The 16449-nt window shown below is 49.1% G+C and carries 11 protein-coding genes and 1 tRNA gene; 1 reads left to right on the top strand and 11 read right to left on the bottom strand.

All coding sequences use genetic code 11. The features are described 5' to 3' along the window. Window positions 1-35 precede the first annotated feature (35 nt). The 7 genes from C7382_RS02360 to C7382_RS02330 all read right to left on the bottom strand — a co-directional run bounded on the left by C7382_RS02360 (window position 36) and on the right by C7382_RS02330 (window position 6232). Window positions 36-506 (bottom strand): hypothetical protein, encoded by a 471-nt coding sequence (locus C7382_RS02360; RefSeq protein WP_116678712.1) that lies wholly within the window; start codon window positions 504-506, stop codon window positions 36-38. A gap of 8 nt (window positions 507-514) precedes the next feature. Then, window positions 515-1327: a MotA/TolQ/ExbB proton channel family protein gene (locus tag C7382_RS02355; protein WP_116678711.1), complete on the bottom strand. Its 813-nt coding sequence runs from the start codon at window positions 1325-1327 to the stop codon at window positions 515-517. Between the two features lie 76 nt (window positions 1328-1403). Beyond that, a tRNA-Ser gene (locus C7382_RS02350) sits at window positions 1404-1491 on the bottom strand. Between the two features lie 178 nt (window positions 1492-1669). Further along, window positions 1670-2473, bottom strand: coding sequence for a TatD family hydrolase (locus tag C7382_RS02345; RefSeq protein WP_116678710.1), 804 nt, complete (start codon window positions 2471-2473; stop codon window positions 1670-1672). 90 nt (window positions 2474-2563) lie between these two features. Next, the gene (locus tag C7382_RS02340) at window positions 2564-3541 is read right to left on the bottom strand and encodes a polyprenyl synthetase family protein (RefSeq protein WP_116678709.1); all 978 of its coding nucleotides are present in this window, start codon (window positions 3539-3541) and stop codon (window positions 2564-2566) included. A 271-nt stretch (window positions 3542-3812) separates the two neighbouring features. Further along, window positions 3813-4505 carry an energy transducer TonB gene (locus tag C7382_RS02335; RefSeq protein ID WP_116678708.1) on the bottom strand — a complete coding sequence of 231 codons (693 nt, stop codon included), beginning with the start codon at window positions 4503-4505 and terminating at the stop codon, window positions 3813-3815. 392 nt (window positions 4506-4897) lie between these two features. After that, window positions 4898-6232: a PhoH family protein gene (locus C7382_RS02330; RefSeq protein ID WP_116678707.1), complete on the bottom strand. Its 1335-nt coding sequence runs from the start codon at window positions 6230-6232 to the stop codon at window positions 4898-4900. A gap of 155 nt (window positions 6233-6387) precedes the next feature. Here C7382_RS02330 and C7382_RS02325 point away from each other — a divergent pair, with 155 nt between their 5' ends. After that, on the top strand, window positions 6388-8055 hold the full coding sequence (locus C7382_RS02325) for a formate--tetrahydrofolate ligase (protein ID WP_116678706.1): 1668 nt from the start codon (window positions 6388-6390) through the stop codon (window positions 8053-8055). A 337-nt stretch (window positions 8056-8392) separates the two neighbouring features. On the opposite strand, the gene C7382_RS02320 is transcribed toward C7382_RS02325, so the two are convergent. The 4 genes from C7382_RS02320 to C7382_RS02305 form a co-directional block, all read right to left on the bottom strand. Next, the gene (locus tag C7382_RS02320) at window positions 8393-10693 is read right to left on the bottom strand and encodes an ATP-dependent helicase (RefSeq protein WP_116678705.1); all 2301 of its coding nucleotides are present in this window, start codon (window positions 10691-10693) and stop codon (window positions 8393-8395) included. A gap of 1 nt (window position 10694) precedes the next feature. After that, window positions 10695-12071, bottom strand: a complete 1377-nt coding sequence (locus C7382_RS02315; protein WP_116678704.1) for an SWIM zinc finger family protein — start codon at window positions 12069-12071, stop codon at window positions 10695-10697. Window positions 12072-12142: 71 nt separating this feature from the next. Further along, window positions 12143-14998, bottom strand: a complete 2856-nt coding sequence (gene uvrA, locus C7382_RS02310; protein WP_116678703.1) for an excinuclease ABC subunit UvrA — start codon at window positions 14996-14998, stop codon at window positions 12143-12145. Window positions 14999-15073: 75 nt separating this feature from the next. Beyond that, window positions 15074-16444: a gliding motility-associated C-terminal domain-containing protein gene (locus tag C7382_RS02305; protein ID WP_116678702.1), complete on the bottom strand. Its 1371-nt coding sequence runs from the start codon at window positions 16442-16444 to the stop codon at window positions 15074-15076. Window positions 16445-16449: the final 5 nt, after the last annotated feature.

Raw genomic sequence — 16449 nt, 5'->3', positions numbered from 1 at the left:
AGTGCTTTCTGTTTTCTTTTATTTTGATTACACGATCAACGCTTCAGAGACTTGCGGGCTGCGCCCCAAACTGTAGCCAAGATTACAAGTGTACCTAAGGTATAGATGGTGTAAAGCCACATATCCGTAACCTTCAACCAACCCGGTGTATTGTATCGGGCAGAATCCGCATTGAGACTGGTCATTGCCTCTTCACTACCCGCGGCATAGCCAATAAGCAGCACAACTGCCAAAAGAATGAATGATGCAAGCGACATCATAGCCTTCTTGGGATTGTTCTTAAATCCCTTTGCAAAAGAACCAAAGGAGAAGAACAAAGCTGCTAAAACGGCGGCTCCGAATAGAATATATGACCAAGTAAGCAGCAGGCCGGTCTGATGATAGATCGTCCTCTCTCCCTCCACGTGACTTCCTCCAAAGAAGAACGCCAATACAACGATAACGCTGATGACGACGATGGAAATGAGAGTCCAGCTGGATACTTTTCTTATTTTAGTAACAGCCATATCTGTTATTATTTTTTGAATTTCACGTTGTACTTGATGATGGAGTCGAGCAGTGTAATAGATGCATCTTCCATCTTATTGAGGATACCTTCAACCTTAGACAGGATATAGTTGTAGAACACCTGAAGGATTAGGGCTACGATAAGACCACCGATAGTCGTAATCAAAGCAACCTTCATACCACCGGCTACAACCGTCGGGCTGATGTCACCCACACGTTCGATCTTGTCGAAAGCCATAACCATACCGACTACTGTACCCAAGAATCCAAGTGACGGAGCCATAGCGATAAAGAGTGTAATCCAAGAAAGGTTTTTCTCGAGCAAACCACCCTGTACGCCACCATAAGAAACGATAGAACGCTCAACGATATCAACACCTTGATCAATACGCATCAGACCTTGGTATGCAATTGAAGCAACTGGACCGCGCGTGTCACGAGCTATTTTTTTTGCACCTTCTACATCGCCACGCTCAAGAGCCTGATCGATTTCGGCAAGGAATTTTTCATTGTTTGTATCAGCCAGATTGAGGTAGATAATACGCTCAAGACAGATAGCCAAACCAAGAATCAGAGTGATGGCAATAGTGGCCATAAATTCGGGTCCACCTTCGATAAATTTCGTCTTCAAGGCTTGATGGAAAGAGGCTTCTTCTTCTGCTGCAGGAATTGTTTCTGCTGCCGGAGCGTCAGTTTCTTCTACAGCAGCGGCTACAGCAGCAGCTGCCGAGTCCGTAGCTGCATCTTGAGCGAAAGCCTGAGTCATGAAGCCTACTGACATGAAGGCCACACATGCAATTGTTGCAAATAACTTTTTCATCGCGAGTCTTTTGTTTAGATTAGTACTTTTTTCTTTTTGTTATTAGTTACTTTATTCTCTTTCTTTATTCTTTCTGCGGAGAGAGCGGGATTCGAACCCGCGAAACGCTTTCGGCGTTTACACACTTTCCAGGCGTGCCTCTTCAACCACTCGAGCACCTCTCCTTATGATCACCAGAAACGGCTCTGTCACAGTTATCATCCTATGCACCAGCCTCTTAAAGAGGTTCTAAGAGCGAAAGGGTGGTTATCTGATGCAGATATCTTTCAGATTCATCTGCAAATCTATGTTTTTTTCATCATTCCGTCCCTATTTACGCGCACATTTTTTCGATCTTAACGCTCAGAGACTAGGTTTTAGTCTTTCGAGATTAAGGCTAAGATCGAAAAGACGGCAAGCATTTTCCGTCGTAGCCTGCGCCAAAATCGCGACATCAATATCTAAGCAATGAGCGATATGATTCGCTGTATGAACCATATATGCAGGCTCGTTGCGTCGGCCACGATGGGGAACGGGAGCCAAATAAGGAGAATCAGTCTCAAGCAACAGTCGTTTAGGAGGAATCTGTTGCAAAAGGCTCTGTAAAGTATTTTTCTTAAATGTAACCACGCCGTTAATGCCGATACAGAAATGTGGATAAGACAAGGCACGCTCTAAATCAGCCTCATCGCCAGAGAAACTATGGAAAACGCCACGAATCTTATCTAGAGGGAATCGATCCAAAGAAGAGAAGACCACCTCCCATGCCTCACGAGCATGTATGATAATGGGCAAGTTACGCTCCACGCTCCAATCTATCTGAGTCTCGAAAGCCTCAATTTGTTCTGCGAGATAGGTCTTATCCCAATATAAATCGATCCCTATCTCTCCAATAGCAACGTAAGGACGAACATCAAACTCATCATGAATGACTCCTAACTGTTCTCTGAAATCAGCCTTTACGGATGTAGGATGGAGCCCCATAGCCTCCGACACATAGTCCGGATAGAGAGCTTTGAGCGAATGCATACGCGGAATGCTCTCCACATCAATATTGGGGAGGATAAGATGAGCGACACCTGCCTCTTGCGAGGCGACTATCGAGCTCTCTCTATCCTCATCAAATTGAGGCTCATAAACGTGCGTATGCGTATCGACGAGGAACATATCTTCTCTGCGAACAACAAGAACACTCAGTGTGGCACCCCACTAAGATATCACAGAATAAAAACTGAATAGAGGCCCTGCAAAGAAGTGTTACGACTTTCTGTTCCGAAGCGTATTGACCAACCCTCTAAGCACATTGGCACGGCCTTGATCCAAAGACAATTCGGACAGAGCTTCTTCTGCCAACGTATTATGTTGATCCATCAGATCCTCTACGAGAGCCCGCACGCCCAAACGGTTATATACACCGGTTACAACCCTAATTTTTTCCTCTCGCTGACTTTCAGGCATTGAAAGTGCTTCGTGCAAGATCGCCTGCTCCTCTCCCTCAGCCATGTTAAGAGCTTTGATCAGAAGCATTGTCTTCTTGTTGCAGGCAATATCATCTCCGATTCTCTTTCCTAATATAATGGGATCGCCATATACATCCAAGAGATCATCTTCCAGCTGAAAAGCCAAACCGACATGAATACCATAACGATAGAGAATTTCCGCTTCCCCAATAGCAGCTCCACCCACGATAGCCCCCATTTTGAGAGCTGTGGCCAAGAGAACGGCAGTCTTCAATCGAATCATTTCAAGGTACTCTTCTTCAGTAACCTCCTCTCTGCCTTCGAAATCCATGTCATACTGCTGTCCCTGGCAAATCTCCATGGCCATCTGATTGAACAATGGCAATAATACGGGCAACAGATCCTTATCCACCTTAGCAAGATGCTCATACGCGGCGATGGTCATGGCATCACCCGAAAGGATAGCCGTATTGTCTCCCCAGCGATGGTGAACAGTCTCTTTTCCACGCCTCATTGACGATCGATCCATGAGATCGTCATGCAAGAGCGTGAAGTTATGGTAGGTCTCCAGAGCGAGAGCAACCTCCATCGCCGGCAGGTAATCATCACAATACATCTCACAGGCTATGCATGTGAGAGTGGGTCGGATACGTTTGCCCCCCAAACTGAGAATATAGGAGATGGGGTGAAACAATCCGTCCGGCCGCCTTAGTGCATAGGGCTGTTCCGCTATTTTTTGTTCGATTCGGTCTCTTAACTCTTCAAATGTATGCATATTCCTTTATTGTAAAAGTATCGTTGAAAAATTTGTTGTTGATGATACACTAAGGGACAAAGGCAACACGACAATAGGATGGTAGACCATTACACGGTCAGCATTCCATCCGAAAGATTCTACCACTCCTCGTTGTGGCTTTACTATAGTCGAAGAGGCCGTATCGTAAGGTTTACGACACAGCCTCTTTTTTAATACCTGGAGCCCCCCTCACGCCGCAAGAGATAGAAAGAGCCTTACATACTCGGGCGGGAGACCCCTGCTCAAATGCTTATTGAAGTCTAAACAGAACCGGCTGCGTAGCACGCACACGGACAGCCCTTCCCTGCTGCATACCAGGTTTCCATTTAGGCATAGCCTGAATTACGCGAAGAGCTTCTTTGTCGAGAGCAGGGTCGATACCCTTTACTACGACTGCCTGCGTTACCGATCCATCGCGTTCTACGACAAATCGCACGATTACACGGCCTTGGATACCCATCTCGACAGCTTGCTCGGGATAAACCAGATTCTTGCTCAACCACTTGTTCAGAGCGACATCTCCGCCGGGGAATTCAGCAGGATTTTCCACTACCTCGTGAATCGTCTCTTCTTCCTCTACCACCTTAACGGGTGCTACAGGAGCAGGAGGAGGGAGCGGACGACTCTCATCTGCAGAAACAAGTGTGATCTTTTCTACCTTCTGAGTATTATCCACCACCTTGAACTCTTCGGGAAGTTGAACTTCTTGTTGCTGAGGCTGCTCCGGTTCAGGCTGTTCAGGCTCCGGCTGATCCTCGTTGATCAAGATGGTCTCTTCCATGTCGGCAATATCCACTTTATCGCGTGCATAGGCCTCTGTCCGGTCGTAAGTACGATACTCCAGACTTACATACACAACCGCGAGAGCCACTACAAGCCCCAAAAGGAAGTTTAGACCCTTACCTTTTTCCAAGTCGGCTTTAGGTGATTTTTTGATTTCCATATCCGATAGTATTGTTTTTTGATTTCTTTGCTTTGGGACAAAAATACAAAGTTTTTTTTTCTCCGATTCGTTTTGAAGGAAAAATGCAGGTAACCGTATCAAATACGGGGGGGGTGTTATTCGCGGGATGATGCCATCGAACGAGTCTTTGCACCTTTTGTGATGCGGCTGCCTTGACGAAGCAGGATACCAAATCCTCGTATGCTCTTATCTGCTAACTGATCGGTGAGAGGGCAAAATGTGCTGTCGATTATATCGAAGAGCCGTTTTGTCCTTAGGGAAGAACAGTTCTGTCCTCTACGGTGGACAAATCTATCCTTTCTAAAGGACACTTTTGTCCTTTGCTTTGTTTGCCTCTCAACAATCACGCTTTCGTTAGACAAAAAGCATATCTACAGAAGATCGCTGGCCAATTCGCTCAGTTGGCTTCTTTCACCCTTGACAAGATTAACGTGGGCGAATATCGGTTGTCCCTTCATCCGCTCAATCATGTAAGCCAAGCCGTTACTTTGGGCATCGAGATAAGGTGAGTCGATCTGTTCGATGTCGCCGGTAAAGATCAGCTTACTGCCTTCGCCTGCACGTGTAATAATGGTCTTGATCTCATGCGGCGTGAGATTCTGAGCCTCGTCAACGATGAATATCGTCTCGGATACGCTTCGTCCACGAATGTATGCCAAGGCTTCTATCACGAGTTTCTCTGTTTTCTGCATCTCTTCGAGCTTACGCAGCTCACTGCTGTTCTGAGCAAATTGTGCCTTGATCACATTGAGATTGTCGAAAAGGGGTTGCATATAGGGTGCTACCTTCGCCTTTTCGTCACCGGGGAGGAAGCCTAAATCTTTATTGGCAAGGGAAACAATGGGGCGTGCCAACAGGATTTGCTTGTATTGCTGTTCTTGACTCAGTGCCGCTGCAAGCGCCAAGAGCGTTTTACCTGTTCCGGCCTTACCGGTGAGACCCACCAACTTGACATCAGGATCGCTGAGGATATGCATGGCAAATGTCTGCTCTGCATTGCGAGGTTGGATACCGAAGTAAACAGACTTCTCTACTTTGACGATCTTGTCGGTAAAGGGATTATAGCGAGCCAAGACGCTGTTTCGCTCACTCTTCATGACAAAGCAGTCATTCGGATCCAATTTGGAAGCCAGTTCCCACTCATCCACATTGATACCGTCCTTGGAAGCATAGATGCGATCGATCAAGTCCCCATCTACTCCTTCGAACTCCGGCTCTGAGTTCTCGAACAAGTCCACTCGGGTAACCTTGTCGTTGATGTAATCTTCTACCAGCATACCAAGCGAACGAGCCTTCATGCGCAGATTCACGTCCTTGGTGACAAGAATGGTCTTTACATTAGGTTGTTCGTCTGCCAGCGTCATGGCGATGGAGAGGATGCGGTGATCCGCTTTAGCCTCACCAAAAGCCTCTTTTACTTTGGTATGGTATTGTCCGTTGATCTTGACGAAAAGGCGTCCTCGGCCTTCGCCGAGAGAAGCTCCTTTCTTGAAGAGGTCTTGATCCGATATTTCGTCCAACCTGCGAACGAAAGCGCGCGCATTGAAATTGATCTGCTCGCTTCCTTTTTTGAATTTGTCCAACTCTTCGAGCGAGACGATCGGAAGATAGATGTCATTCTCTTCGAACTTTTCTATGCATTCGTAATCGTGCAGGATCACATTCGTGTCCAACACAAAATTCTTTTTTTTCCCTTTTGCAGCCATAGTAACGTTCTTTTACCGTTGAGTAATACTGAAATTGTCGTCGCAAGATAGGCTTTTTCTCTCACAACACAACCGAAATCCTCTATCCTTGTTATATAGATGTATGTAACAAAAGACAATAAAAGAAGTATCAATCATCAATAAACCCATTAGGAATGAAATCAGACATCGCAATTGCACGAGAGATTGAGTTGCAGAGAATAGAACAGATAGCCGAATCCATCGGCCTCCCCCCCGAACAAATAGAACCTTATGGCCGCCATATAGCCAAAGTGCCGCTGAGCTATATAGACGAAGAGAAGGTAAAGAAGAACAATCTTATCTTGGTTACAGCCATTACGCCCAACAAGGCCGGCGTGGGAAAAACCACAGTCTCGATCAGTCTCGCTCTCGGTCTCAATCAGATCGGCAAGAAGGCTATCGTAGCTCTGCGCGAGCCATCGCTCGGCCCATGCTTCGGCATGAAGGGAGGAGCTGCCGGCGGCGGATATGCTCAGGTATTGCCGATGGAAAACATCAACCTCCACTTCACGGGCGACTTCCATGCAGTCACCTCCGCACACAATATGATTACGGCACTCTTGGAGAATTACATCTATCAGAATCGTAATACTTGTGAGGGCCTGTCCGAAATCCTATGGAAGCGTGTCCTCGACGTCAATGACCGCTCTCTCCGCAATACCGTTACCGGCTTGGGAGCCATTTCGGACGGCATCCCCCGCCAAACGGGATTTGACATCACGCCGGCATCCGAGATCATGGCCATCCTTTGTCTGGCGAAAGACTTCGAGGATTTGCGTCACCGTTTGGAAAACATTCTGCTCGGCTATACAAAGGAAGGACAGCCTTTCTTGGTCAAAGACCTGGGCATCGCAGGAGCCATTGCCGTATTGCTGAAAGATGCAGTCAAGCCCAATCTCGTGCAGACGACGGAGCACACTCCCGCATTCGTGCACGGAGGTCCATTTGCGAACATAGCACACGGTTGTAACTCCATCCTGGCGACGAAGATGGCTCTGTCTTTCGGCGAGTATGCCGTGACGGAGGCAGGATTCGGTGCCGACTTGGGGGCAGAGAAATTCTTCGACATCAAATGCCGCGAGTCCGGCTTATCACCCAAGCTCACCGTCCTCGTGGCCACACTGCGTGCACTGAAGCTACACGGAGGCGTTGCCGAAACTGAGATCAAAGCGCCGAATGCCGAAGCACTCAGACGTGGTCTGGCCAATCTGGACAGACATATCTATAACTTGAAGAAGTTTGGTCAGCAAGTTGTCGTAGCCTTCAATCGCTTCGATACCGATACGGAAGATGAGATCAATATCGTACGCAACCACTGTGCAGAACAGCACGTAGGCTTTGCCGTCAATGACGCTTTCGCCCAGGGGGGCAAGGGGGCTGTAGAATTGGCTCGTCTCGTGGTAGAGATGGTGGAGAATACGCCCTCGCAGCCGCTACGCTATGCATACGATCTGGAGAGCCCCGTCAAAGCCAAGATTGACAAGATAGCCAAGGACATATACAGTGCGGGCAGCGTTGTCTATAGCTCCAAGGCCGAGGGCAAGCTCAAGAAGATAGCCATGCAATCGCTGGACAATCTGCCTGTATGTATCGCCAAGACGCAATACTCATTCTCCTCCGACCCGAAAGCCAAGGGAGATGTGCGTGACTTCGAGCTCAAGGTCTCCGACATTATCATCAATCGCGGTGCCGGCATGCTCGTCGTGATCATTGGTGAGATCATGCGTATGCCCGGTCTGCCGGAAGAGCCTCAAGCAATCCACATCGACATTGTCAACGGTTTCATCGAAGGCCTGAGCTAAGAAGGCTGATTGTTTCGCCTTCCGAAATACAGCGAAGTCGCCCGCATCCGGTCAGCAAAGACCTGCGGGCGACCTCTTCTTTATGCACATGTTGCTCGTGTGAGGCTGCCGTGGGCCGAAGGATGCCACTACCACCAGAGCTCCGCCCACCCCATCTCCGACAGGATCGCTCTCGGCCCAATCCGATACCGGCTTCGAAAGGTCCTCCCAGCAGACCGAATGGAAGATACTGTCGTTTCCGGCAAAACATACTGTCGTTTCCGGCAAAACATACAGATGTTGCCGGCGGAATATACTGTCGTTTTTGGGGGCGACTATTGAGGGGAAGCTTCGAGCTCTAACGAGAGGGATCGCTCTCGAGCTTGGAGAGCTTGGCGAATCGAAGGAGCAGCCGCTTGTTCCCGACTTGCGAGAAAGCGACGTCAGCCTTGGCATTGTCCCCTTCGCCTTCGAGCTGCAAGATGACTCCAATGCCGAAGCGCGCATGAGAAACAGTATCTCCGACGCACAGGTCTCCAATCTGATGGTGATGCGCATTTTCCTGATGAACAGGCGTCGAACTGATGTGCACCAACTTCCGTCGCGAGGGGATGGGCTGTGCAATGGTGTCGAAAGAATCCGAACGGCCAAAACGTGTGGGAAGATGATCACCGTCATTCGACTCGGTCAGCATCTCGTGCGGGACGCGGCTCTGTACGTAGGCAGCATCTATCTCACGAAGGAATCGACTGGGACGCGAACGCTCGGTGCGTCCGTTGCGCGAACGCTCGGCAGCATAACTGATGTGACAGGTTTCTTTGGCACGTGTAATGGCCACGTAGAATAGTCGGCGCTCTTCCTCGAGCCCTTGCTCATTGGCATTCATGATCATGGGGAAGAGGTTTTCTTCCATCCCTACGATGAATACGTGTTTGAATTCAAGCCCTTTGGCTGCATGAACTGTCATGAGGGTCAAGAACTGGCTGTCCTCTTGCCCTGTGTCTTGATCGGTGAGGAGTACCACCTCGCTGAGAAAGGTAGCCAATGTAGCTTTCCGTCCATTCTCTTCTACATAAGTGGCTGCATACTCTTCGATTGCATTGAGCAGTTCCTTCAGATTCTCCTGCCGACTGATGCCTTCGACGCTTTTGTCCGAAAAAATATCTGCTGAAATACCGCTACACTTGATGATATCGGCAGCCTGCTCGTAAAGAGAGTCATACTCCGCTTCGCGCAACTGAGCGAGCAAGTCGGCGAAGTCAGTCAGGCGGCGCTGCGTCGCAGCATTGAAATCGGCAAGAAAGGTGGCCGGATCCGACAGCACAGACCACAGAGAGCTCGATGTCCGATGGGCAATCTCATTAAGACGGGTTATGGTGGTGTCTCCTATGCCGCGCTTGGGATAATTGATGATACGACGCAGGGCTTCATCGTCATTTGGATTGACAATGAGACGGAAGTAAGCCAATACGTCTTTGACCTCCTTGCGAGAATAAAAGGAAAGACCGCCGTAAATCCGGAACGGTATGTTGTGTTTGCGCAAGGCCTCCTCGAAAGGACGACTCTGGGCATTGGTACGATAGAGAATGGCAAAGTCAGAATAGGCACAATGCTCTTGCAATCGGCGTTCCATAACGGCCTCGGCTACAGTATAGGCCTCAAGATAGCCGGAGAGACAGCCGACGAGACGAATGGGTTCACCGGCTTGATTCATCGAATAGACCTGCTTGGGGATTCGTCCCTCGTTGTGAGCGATTAGGCTGTTAGCAGCATTGACAATGCATTGGGTACTACGATAATTCTCTTCCAACTTGAAGAGCTTACTGCTGGGGAATGACTGCGAGAAACCCAAGATATTTTCCAGTTTGGCCCCTCTAAAGCTATAGATACTCTGTGCATCATCGCCTACGACAAAGACTTTGCCCTTCTCCCCCATCAATTGACGAGCGATGAGATACTGAGCGAAGTTGGTGTCTTGGTACTCATCGATCAACAGATAATCGATGCGATCTCGGTATTCCTTCAGCACATCGGGGTAATCACGAAAGAGGATATTGACTTTGAAAAGAAGATCATCGAAGTCCATCGCATTGTTCTGCTTGCATGAGACCGCATAGTGAGCATAGATCTCAGACATCCGCGGCATGCGACAGTCAATGTCGTACCGAGCCAATTCTTTATTGGCGGCATATGACTCGGGAGAGATGAGTTGGTTCTTAGCCATGGAAATACGATGCTGCACCGCATTGATCCTATAGACCTTGTCGTCTATGTTCATGCGTTTCATCACATGACGCAGAAGGCTTTTGGTATCGTTGGTATCGTATATGCTGAAGTCCGATGTGTATCCGAGTCGGTCAGCATTCTCCCTCAAGATGCGAGAGAAGACCGAGTGGAACGTACCCATCTGCATCTTGTACGCATCGCGTCCTATCTCAACAGCCACGCGCTCTTTCATCTCTCTGGAAGCCTTGTTCGTGAAGGTCAATGCCATCAGCTTGCGCGGATCGTAGCCCGAACGAATCAGGTGCAGGAGCTTGTAGACAAGCACCCGTGTTTTGCCGGAGCCTGCCCCGGCAATCACCAAGGCAGGCCCGTCATTATAAAGAACGGCAGCCTTTTGGCTGTCGTTCAGTGAGGAGAGATAATCAGCGGACATTCTATGCCCCGATGATCATACTGAGTCGTTTGAGGAAGACATCTCTCAAGACATCGTTAGAGAGAATCCGATTGAGATGGCGCAAGAGTTTGTCCACCTCCTCTTCTGCATCAGATCCGTGCAGCGTAATTTCTTCCATGCGAATGGGAGGAAGTGCTGCATTCATTTCACGGATAGCTTCAGAGGTGTACAAGAACATAAAGTTTCGTACATCCTCGGGCAGGTTCGAGCCGTCATTCCTAAGAGGGAAGATGGGACGATAGTCACGTATGAAGCGATAGAACGGCCCTAAGATAAACGGATCAATATGCTGCACCACAGAAGAGAACTGTACGGGAGTCAGATCTTCGATCGTCTCCAAATTCAAATAGAGATGATCAATCTGCATTCTCTTAATGGCTACAGAAACAGGATCACGCCATTCTTTCAGGCGAGCAGCTTGTTCCACGAACATGAAAGTACAGGGGGGTACATTATTTGCCACCTTCTTCACGAAAGCAGATGCATGCATCACCTCAAGAGGCAGTTTGTGAAGTGAGGGATGGGCAAAGGCGTTGCGCCAGAGGATAAAACGCTGAGGATCGTTGATGATCACATAGCCGGTGACTCCTGGTTGGTCACGCAGGTAAACATCGGCAAGCGCTACTATCTCACGGACGATAACATCTGTGGGAATGCCTACCATCACGCCATGACCCTCATGAGCCAAGTCGTACACATGGGCACGCATTTCTTCGGGCATATCTGCCGTATAGTCATTATCTACACGCTTGTCAGGGTATGTCGAGCGCAGATACTCCTGCCACTCATCTTGGCGACAGTATTCTTGTGTCAGATCAAACACATCTTCATAACAACGGAACGAAGCTGCAATATCCTTCGCTTCGTCACAGATTTGGGGCAGATAGCGATAGTTCTCCGGCAACAAGGTTCCCGCATCATCGAAGAAACGAGCACGCAGAGATTCGAAACGAGCGGACTCTTCGCGTCCCACACGCATCTTGATCCTCCGACCTCCTTTGTAGCTTACATAGATAGAACTATACTCAGGCGTATAGTCCAACTCGGCCCAAGGATAACCCGGCACATGATCTTGGAGAAAGAGCGTTACAGCTTCGATATGCTTACAAGTACCCAATCCATTGGTACGGAAGTCCAAACAAGAACAATAGTTCCGTTCGCTTCTTACGCCACGAAATGCCACTCGGTAGCGATTACGTCCATTGGCTACTAGGTAATCCCCCCATATCCGATTATCATCCAGATGTTCGACTTCAAAAGGGTTCTGCTCGGCAAATTCTCTTCTGAGTCCTACTTGCCATTCCTCTACGGTCATGCCTTCCGGGCAGAACCGATTCGATAATTTCTGTTCTTTCATAGAATAAACCTTCCTTTCTTTACATTATATATAGCTGCAGAATTGTTCGTCCCACCTTTGTCCGATCTCCCTTAAAGCTCGGCTGACATAAACTGAGCCGTGTAACTATTCTTGCATTTCACTATTTCTTCCGTTTTTCCTTGATACAGGAGCCGACCACCGCCTGCTCCCCCTTCGGGACCAATATCAATCAAATAATCAGCGCAACGGATTACGTCCAGATTGTGCTCAATGACCACCACTGTATTACCCCGCTCCACCAAACGATCAAGAATGCCCAACAACACGCGCACATCTTCGAAGTGCAACCCTGTGGTAGGTTCATCTAATACATAGAGTGTATTTCCCGTGTCGCGTTTACTCAGTTCGGTCGCTAATTTCACTCGCTGACTCTCTCCACCCGACAATGTCGAGGATGGCTGCCCCAGTTTGATGTAGCCCAATCCTACTTCCTGCAATACAGAAAGCTTGGATAGAATGTGGGGGACGTTCTCGAAAAACTCCACAGCCTTGTTGATCGTCATATCCAGGACATCGGCTATAGATTTTCCTTTGAAGCGTACTTCGAGCGTCTCTCTGTTATAGCGCTTGCCACGACAGCCTTCACATGGGGCAAAGACATCCGGCAGAAAATTCATTTCTATCGTCTTATACCCATTGCCCTTACACACCTCGCAACGTCCACCTTTGACATTGAATGAGAAGCGTCCGGGTTTGTATCCACGGGCCTTACTCTCGGGCAATCCCACAAACAAAGCGCGAATATCGGTAAATAATCCCGTATATGTAGCAGCATTGCTGCGCAAAGTACGACCTATTGGACTCTGATCTACCGCAATTATCTTGTCGATATGCTCCAAACCCTCTATCCGGTCATACGGCATCGGATCCTGAAACGAACGGTAAAGTTTCTGACTGATTGCAGGAAAAAGCGTCTTATTGATCAGCGTACTTTTGCCACTTCCCGACACGCCGGTCACGCATATAAAAATCCCTAATGGGAAGACAACGTCCACTCCTTGCAGATTATTGCCTTTGGCTCCGTACAATTTTATTGCCTTACCATTCCCTTGCCTATCGACAGTCTGTTTCTCTATTCGCTTGCGACCGCTTATATAGTCGGCAGTGAGTGTCTTGGCTTGCAACATTTCATTCGGGCTACCGGCAAAGACCACCTCTCCACCATGTCTGCCAGCACGAGGGCCTAAGTCTATCACACAGTCAGCTTGGAGCATCATGTCTCTGTCATGCTCCACCACGACAACTGTATTACCGATGTCGCGCAGGTCTTGGAGAGAACGGATGAGGCGGAGATTGTCCCGCTGGTGCAAACCAATGCTTGGTTCGTCCAGAATATATAGAACCTCTACTAACTTGCTTCCTATCTGAGTAGCGAGGCGGATACGCTGGCTTTCTCCTCCCGAGAGGGAAGCTGCAGCGCGATTCATTGTCAAGTATTCCAAGCCCACATCTTGTAGGAAGCCCAGACGCGTGCGAATCTCTTTCAAGATCTCTACAGAGATCGCTCGTTGCGAATCGGACAAATGTTCATCCAACGAATCGACCCACTCCACAAGCGTCTTGATATCTATGGCATTGACCTCGGCAATATCTTTGCCCGCAACACGGTAAGACAAAGCCTCTCTATTCAAGCGCTTGCCACTGCAGTCGGGGCAAGTGGTCATCTTGAGAAACTGCTCCGCCCACTTCTGCGCCGATGCTGATGCGTCCGATTCCTCCGCCTGCATGAGTATATACTTGGCTACACCGTCGAAACTGAGAGCATACTTCGATTGTCCGAGCATCTTATTATTGATCGTCAATAGCTCATCCTTACCATATAGAATATCTTCTATCAGCTCTTCGGGCAAGTCCGCTATCGGTGTTTTGATGGTGGCATCATATTTCTCACACAGTGCTTCTATCTGCCAGAAAAAAAGATTGTTTTTGTACTTACCCAACGGCTCTATTCCACCCTCATATATACTCTTCTCGCGGGCAGGGATAATCCGATCCATATCGGGCAGGTTGACTTCGCCCAAGCCTTTACAGCGCGGACAGTAACCATGCGGAGAATTGAAACTGAAGTTATGCGGAGCAGGATCACTGTACGACAATCCCGTATCGGGACACATCATCATCCGGCTGAAGTGACCTACTTCGTTCGTATCCAAATCAAGCACCATCACAAGCCCCTCTCCCTCTCGCATAGATAATGCCAGACTCTCGGCTATACGAGTAGCTTGCTCCTGCGTCACACGAAGCTTGTCGATCTGCACTTCCACATCGTGCATCTTATATCGGTCGAGCTTCATGCCATGCAAGATCTCTCGGATCTCGCCATCTACACGTACATAGAGGTAGCCTTTCTTGCGAAGTCTTTCGAACAGGTCCTTATAGTGTCCCTTGCGCGAACGCACTACAGGAGCGAGCAAAGCGATTTTGCGTCCGCTATACCGATCCAGAATAAGCTGAAAAATCTGTTCCTCGGTGTACTTCACCATCCTCTTGCCGCTGGCATAAGAATAAGCTTCGCCCGCACGGGCATAAAGTAGGCGGAAGAAGTCGTACACTTCCGTGACTGTCCCCACGGTCGAACGCGGATTGCGATTGGTCGTTTTCTGCTCAATGGAGATAACGGGACTGAGTCCCGTTATCTCGTCCACATCGGGACGCTCCATACCACCTCCGAGGAAGTTGCGAGCATAGGCCGAGAAAGTCTCTATATAACGACGCTGCCCTTCGGCAAAAAGTGTGTCGAAAGCCAACGAAGACTTGCCGCTACCACTCATCCCCGTAATCACGGTAAGACTATGGCGTGGAATGCTTACGTCGATATTCTTCAGATTGTGCTCACGTGCACCATACACCTCCACGGCATCATGGCGGGCTATCTTGTCTTGTATGTCTATCGCTATTTTCTTCATTGTAGTGCACGCTTCGTCTCTGTTCTAATAAATAAGAACAGCCGAAGTGCCTAATTCGTTGTAAATCTGCAGTTCTTATCGGGTGATGGTACCCCCCGGTTGCACTTCGTATGCAGCACGCAGGATATTGATGTCCCCTTTTTTCTTGTACTTGATACCGTCGGCTCCCTCGGCCTCTATCACATAGAAGTAAACTCCGGTAGGCATCTGCTTGCCGTTGTACTTGCCATCCCACCCGTCATCGGGATTGGTCCATCGAAATATCTGCTTGCCCCATCGGTCAAATATCCGTCCGTCGAAGCGGACAAGCGAGGAGTATTTCACACGGAATATATCGTTCACGCCCGGGCTGCCATAAGGACTGAAGGCATTGGGCACAGTCAGGCTCGACTCTGCCACCTGATATAGATTCTCGAAGAGCACCTCATCGTTGCAAGTGCCTATTCTGTTAGTCGCCTGCAAGAGAATGCTATAAGTTCCTGCCTCACGAAAAGTGAAGTCTGTCGATGTACCATTATAAACCAAGATGCTATTCTCCGGTCCCTCGGTACTGCGATAGATGCGCCAGACGAAGTGGGCTGCCGAAGGTTCATTGCCGTAGGCGGAAAGCCTCACGGCAAAGGGAGCAGAGACGAGATTGCCCGTCTCGCTTTCTGTCGTCTCATCTGTCCCTGTCGTCCCATCTGCTTTATCTACAAAGGCATACACCTCCACTCGCGAAGTCGGCATCTCGTCCGTACTCAATGCGGGTGCAGACAACGAGAGCCCTTTCGTGAAACGGTCTCCTCTGATGGTATAAACGGCATCGGCCAGCGATGCCTCCACAGTAATGGTGCGCCGATCTTCCGATACTTCAGCAGCCACTTCTGTCACGGAAGAGAGGAACTGTCGAGCAGAAGCCTCCCATTTCATATCGGGATAACTCACCTGCATGCCACGAGCCAGTATCCGCGGCACCCCGTTGGGTTGATAGAAGGTGATAGGGAGAACATCGGCATCCACCACCAATTCCATTGAGAGACAAGGCGAGGTCTGGGAGAGGTGCGCTGTCACTTGAGATATGGAGAGAGCATAGTCGGCATAGTTGCACACCCAATAGTATTGAGGCATTCGTGCCGCATCGGAGACGAAGTATCCACAGTTGAGTTGCGGCGCCTGCAGTACCCACATACCATCGACCAGAGCCGCCGCAGTCACCTCCTCAGCATCGATAGCCTTGAGCGTATAGCGATATAATTTGCCACCATCCGTTGCCGGGAAACGCAGCGTGACGGTACCCACATTGGCCGTATTGAGCATATAGACCTGTAGTCTATTGGGCGTATCCTCCAGTGCCTGCATACTCGGCGCTCCTGATATTTGGATCTGTGCACCCGCCGTATTCCATGCGAAGAGCATCAAAAGGCACAGTCGGCAGAGTGTGTGCAAAGCAATATTTCGTTTCATGAGAC

Source organism: Porphyromonas loveana (assembly GCF_003096695.1).
Lineage (GTDB): Bacteria > Bacteroidota > Bacteroidia > Bacteroidales > Porphyromonadaceae > Porphyromonas > Porphyromonas loveana.
Note: the sequence above shows the minus strand (reverse complement) of the source record. Positions and strands in the feature narration are given on the sequence as shown.

What these genes read in the sequence shown, in the direction of transcription:
- C7382_RS02360 (WP_116678712.1), bottom strand. Translation starts at nt 506, where the DNA reads ATGGCTGTTACTAAAATAAGAAAAGTATCCAGCTGGACTCTCATTTCC.
- C7382_RS02330 (WP_116678707.1), bottom strand. Translation starts at nt 6,232, where the DNA reads ATGGCTGCAAAAGGGAAAAAAAAGAATTTTGTGTTGGACACGAATGTG.
- C7382_RS02335 (WP_116678708.1), bottom strand. Translation starts at nt 4,505, where the DNA reads ATGGAAATCAAAAAATCACCTAAAGCCGACTTGGAAAAAGGTAAGGGT.
- C7382_RS02315 (WP_116678704.1), bottom strand. Translation starts at nt 12,071, where the DNA reads ATGAAAGAACAGAAATTATCGAATCGGTTCTGCCCGGAAGGCATGACC.
- C7382_RS02340 (WP_116678709.1), bottom strand. Translation starts at nt 3,541, where the DNA reads ATGCATACATTTGAAGAGTTAAGAGACCGAATCGAACAAAAAATAGCG.
- C7382_RS02355 (WP_116678711.1), bottom strand. Translation starts at nt 1,327, where the DNA reads ATGAAAAAGTTATTTGCAACAATTGCATGTGTGGCCTTCATGTCAGTA.
- C7382_RS02325 (WP_116678706.1), top strand. Translation starts at nt 6,388, where the DNA reads ATGAAATCAGACATCGCAATTGCACGAGAGATTGAGTTGCAGAGAATA.
- C7382_RS02320 (WP_116678705.1), bottom strand. Translation starts at nt 10,693, where the DNA reads ATGTCCGCTGATTATCTCTCCTCACTGAACGACAGCCAAAAGGCTGCC.
- C7382_RS02345 (WP_116678710.1), bottom strand. Translation starts at nt 2,473, where the DNA reads ATGTTCCTCGTCGATACGCATACGCACGTTTATGAGCCTCAATTTGAT.
- uvrA (WP_116678703.1), bottom strand. Translation starts at nt 14,998, where the DNA reads ATGAAGAAAATAGCGATAGACATACAAGACAAGATAGCCCGCCATGAT.
- C7382_RS02305 (WP_116678702.1), bottom strand. Translation starts at nt 16,444, where the DNA reads ATGAAACGAAATATTGCTTTGCACACACTCTGCCGACTGTGCCTTTTG.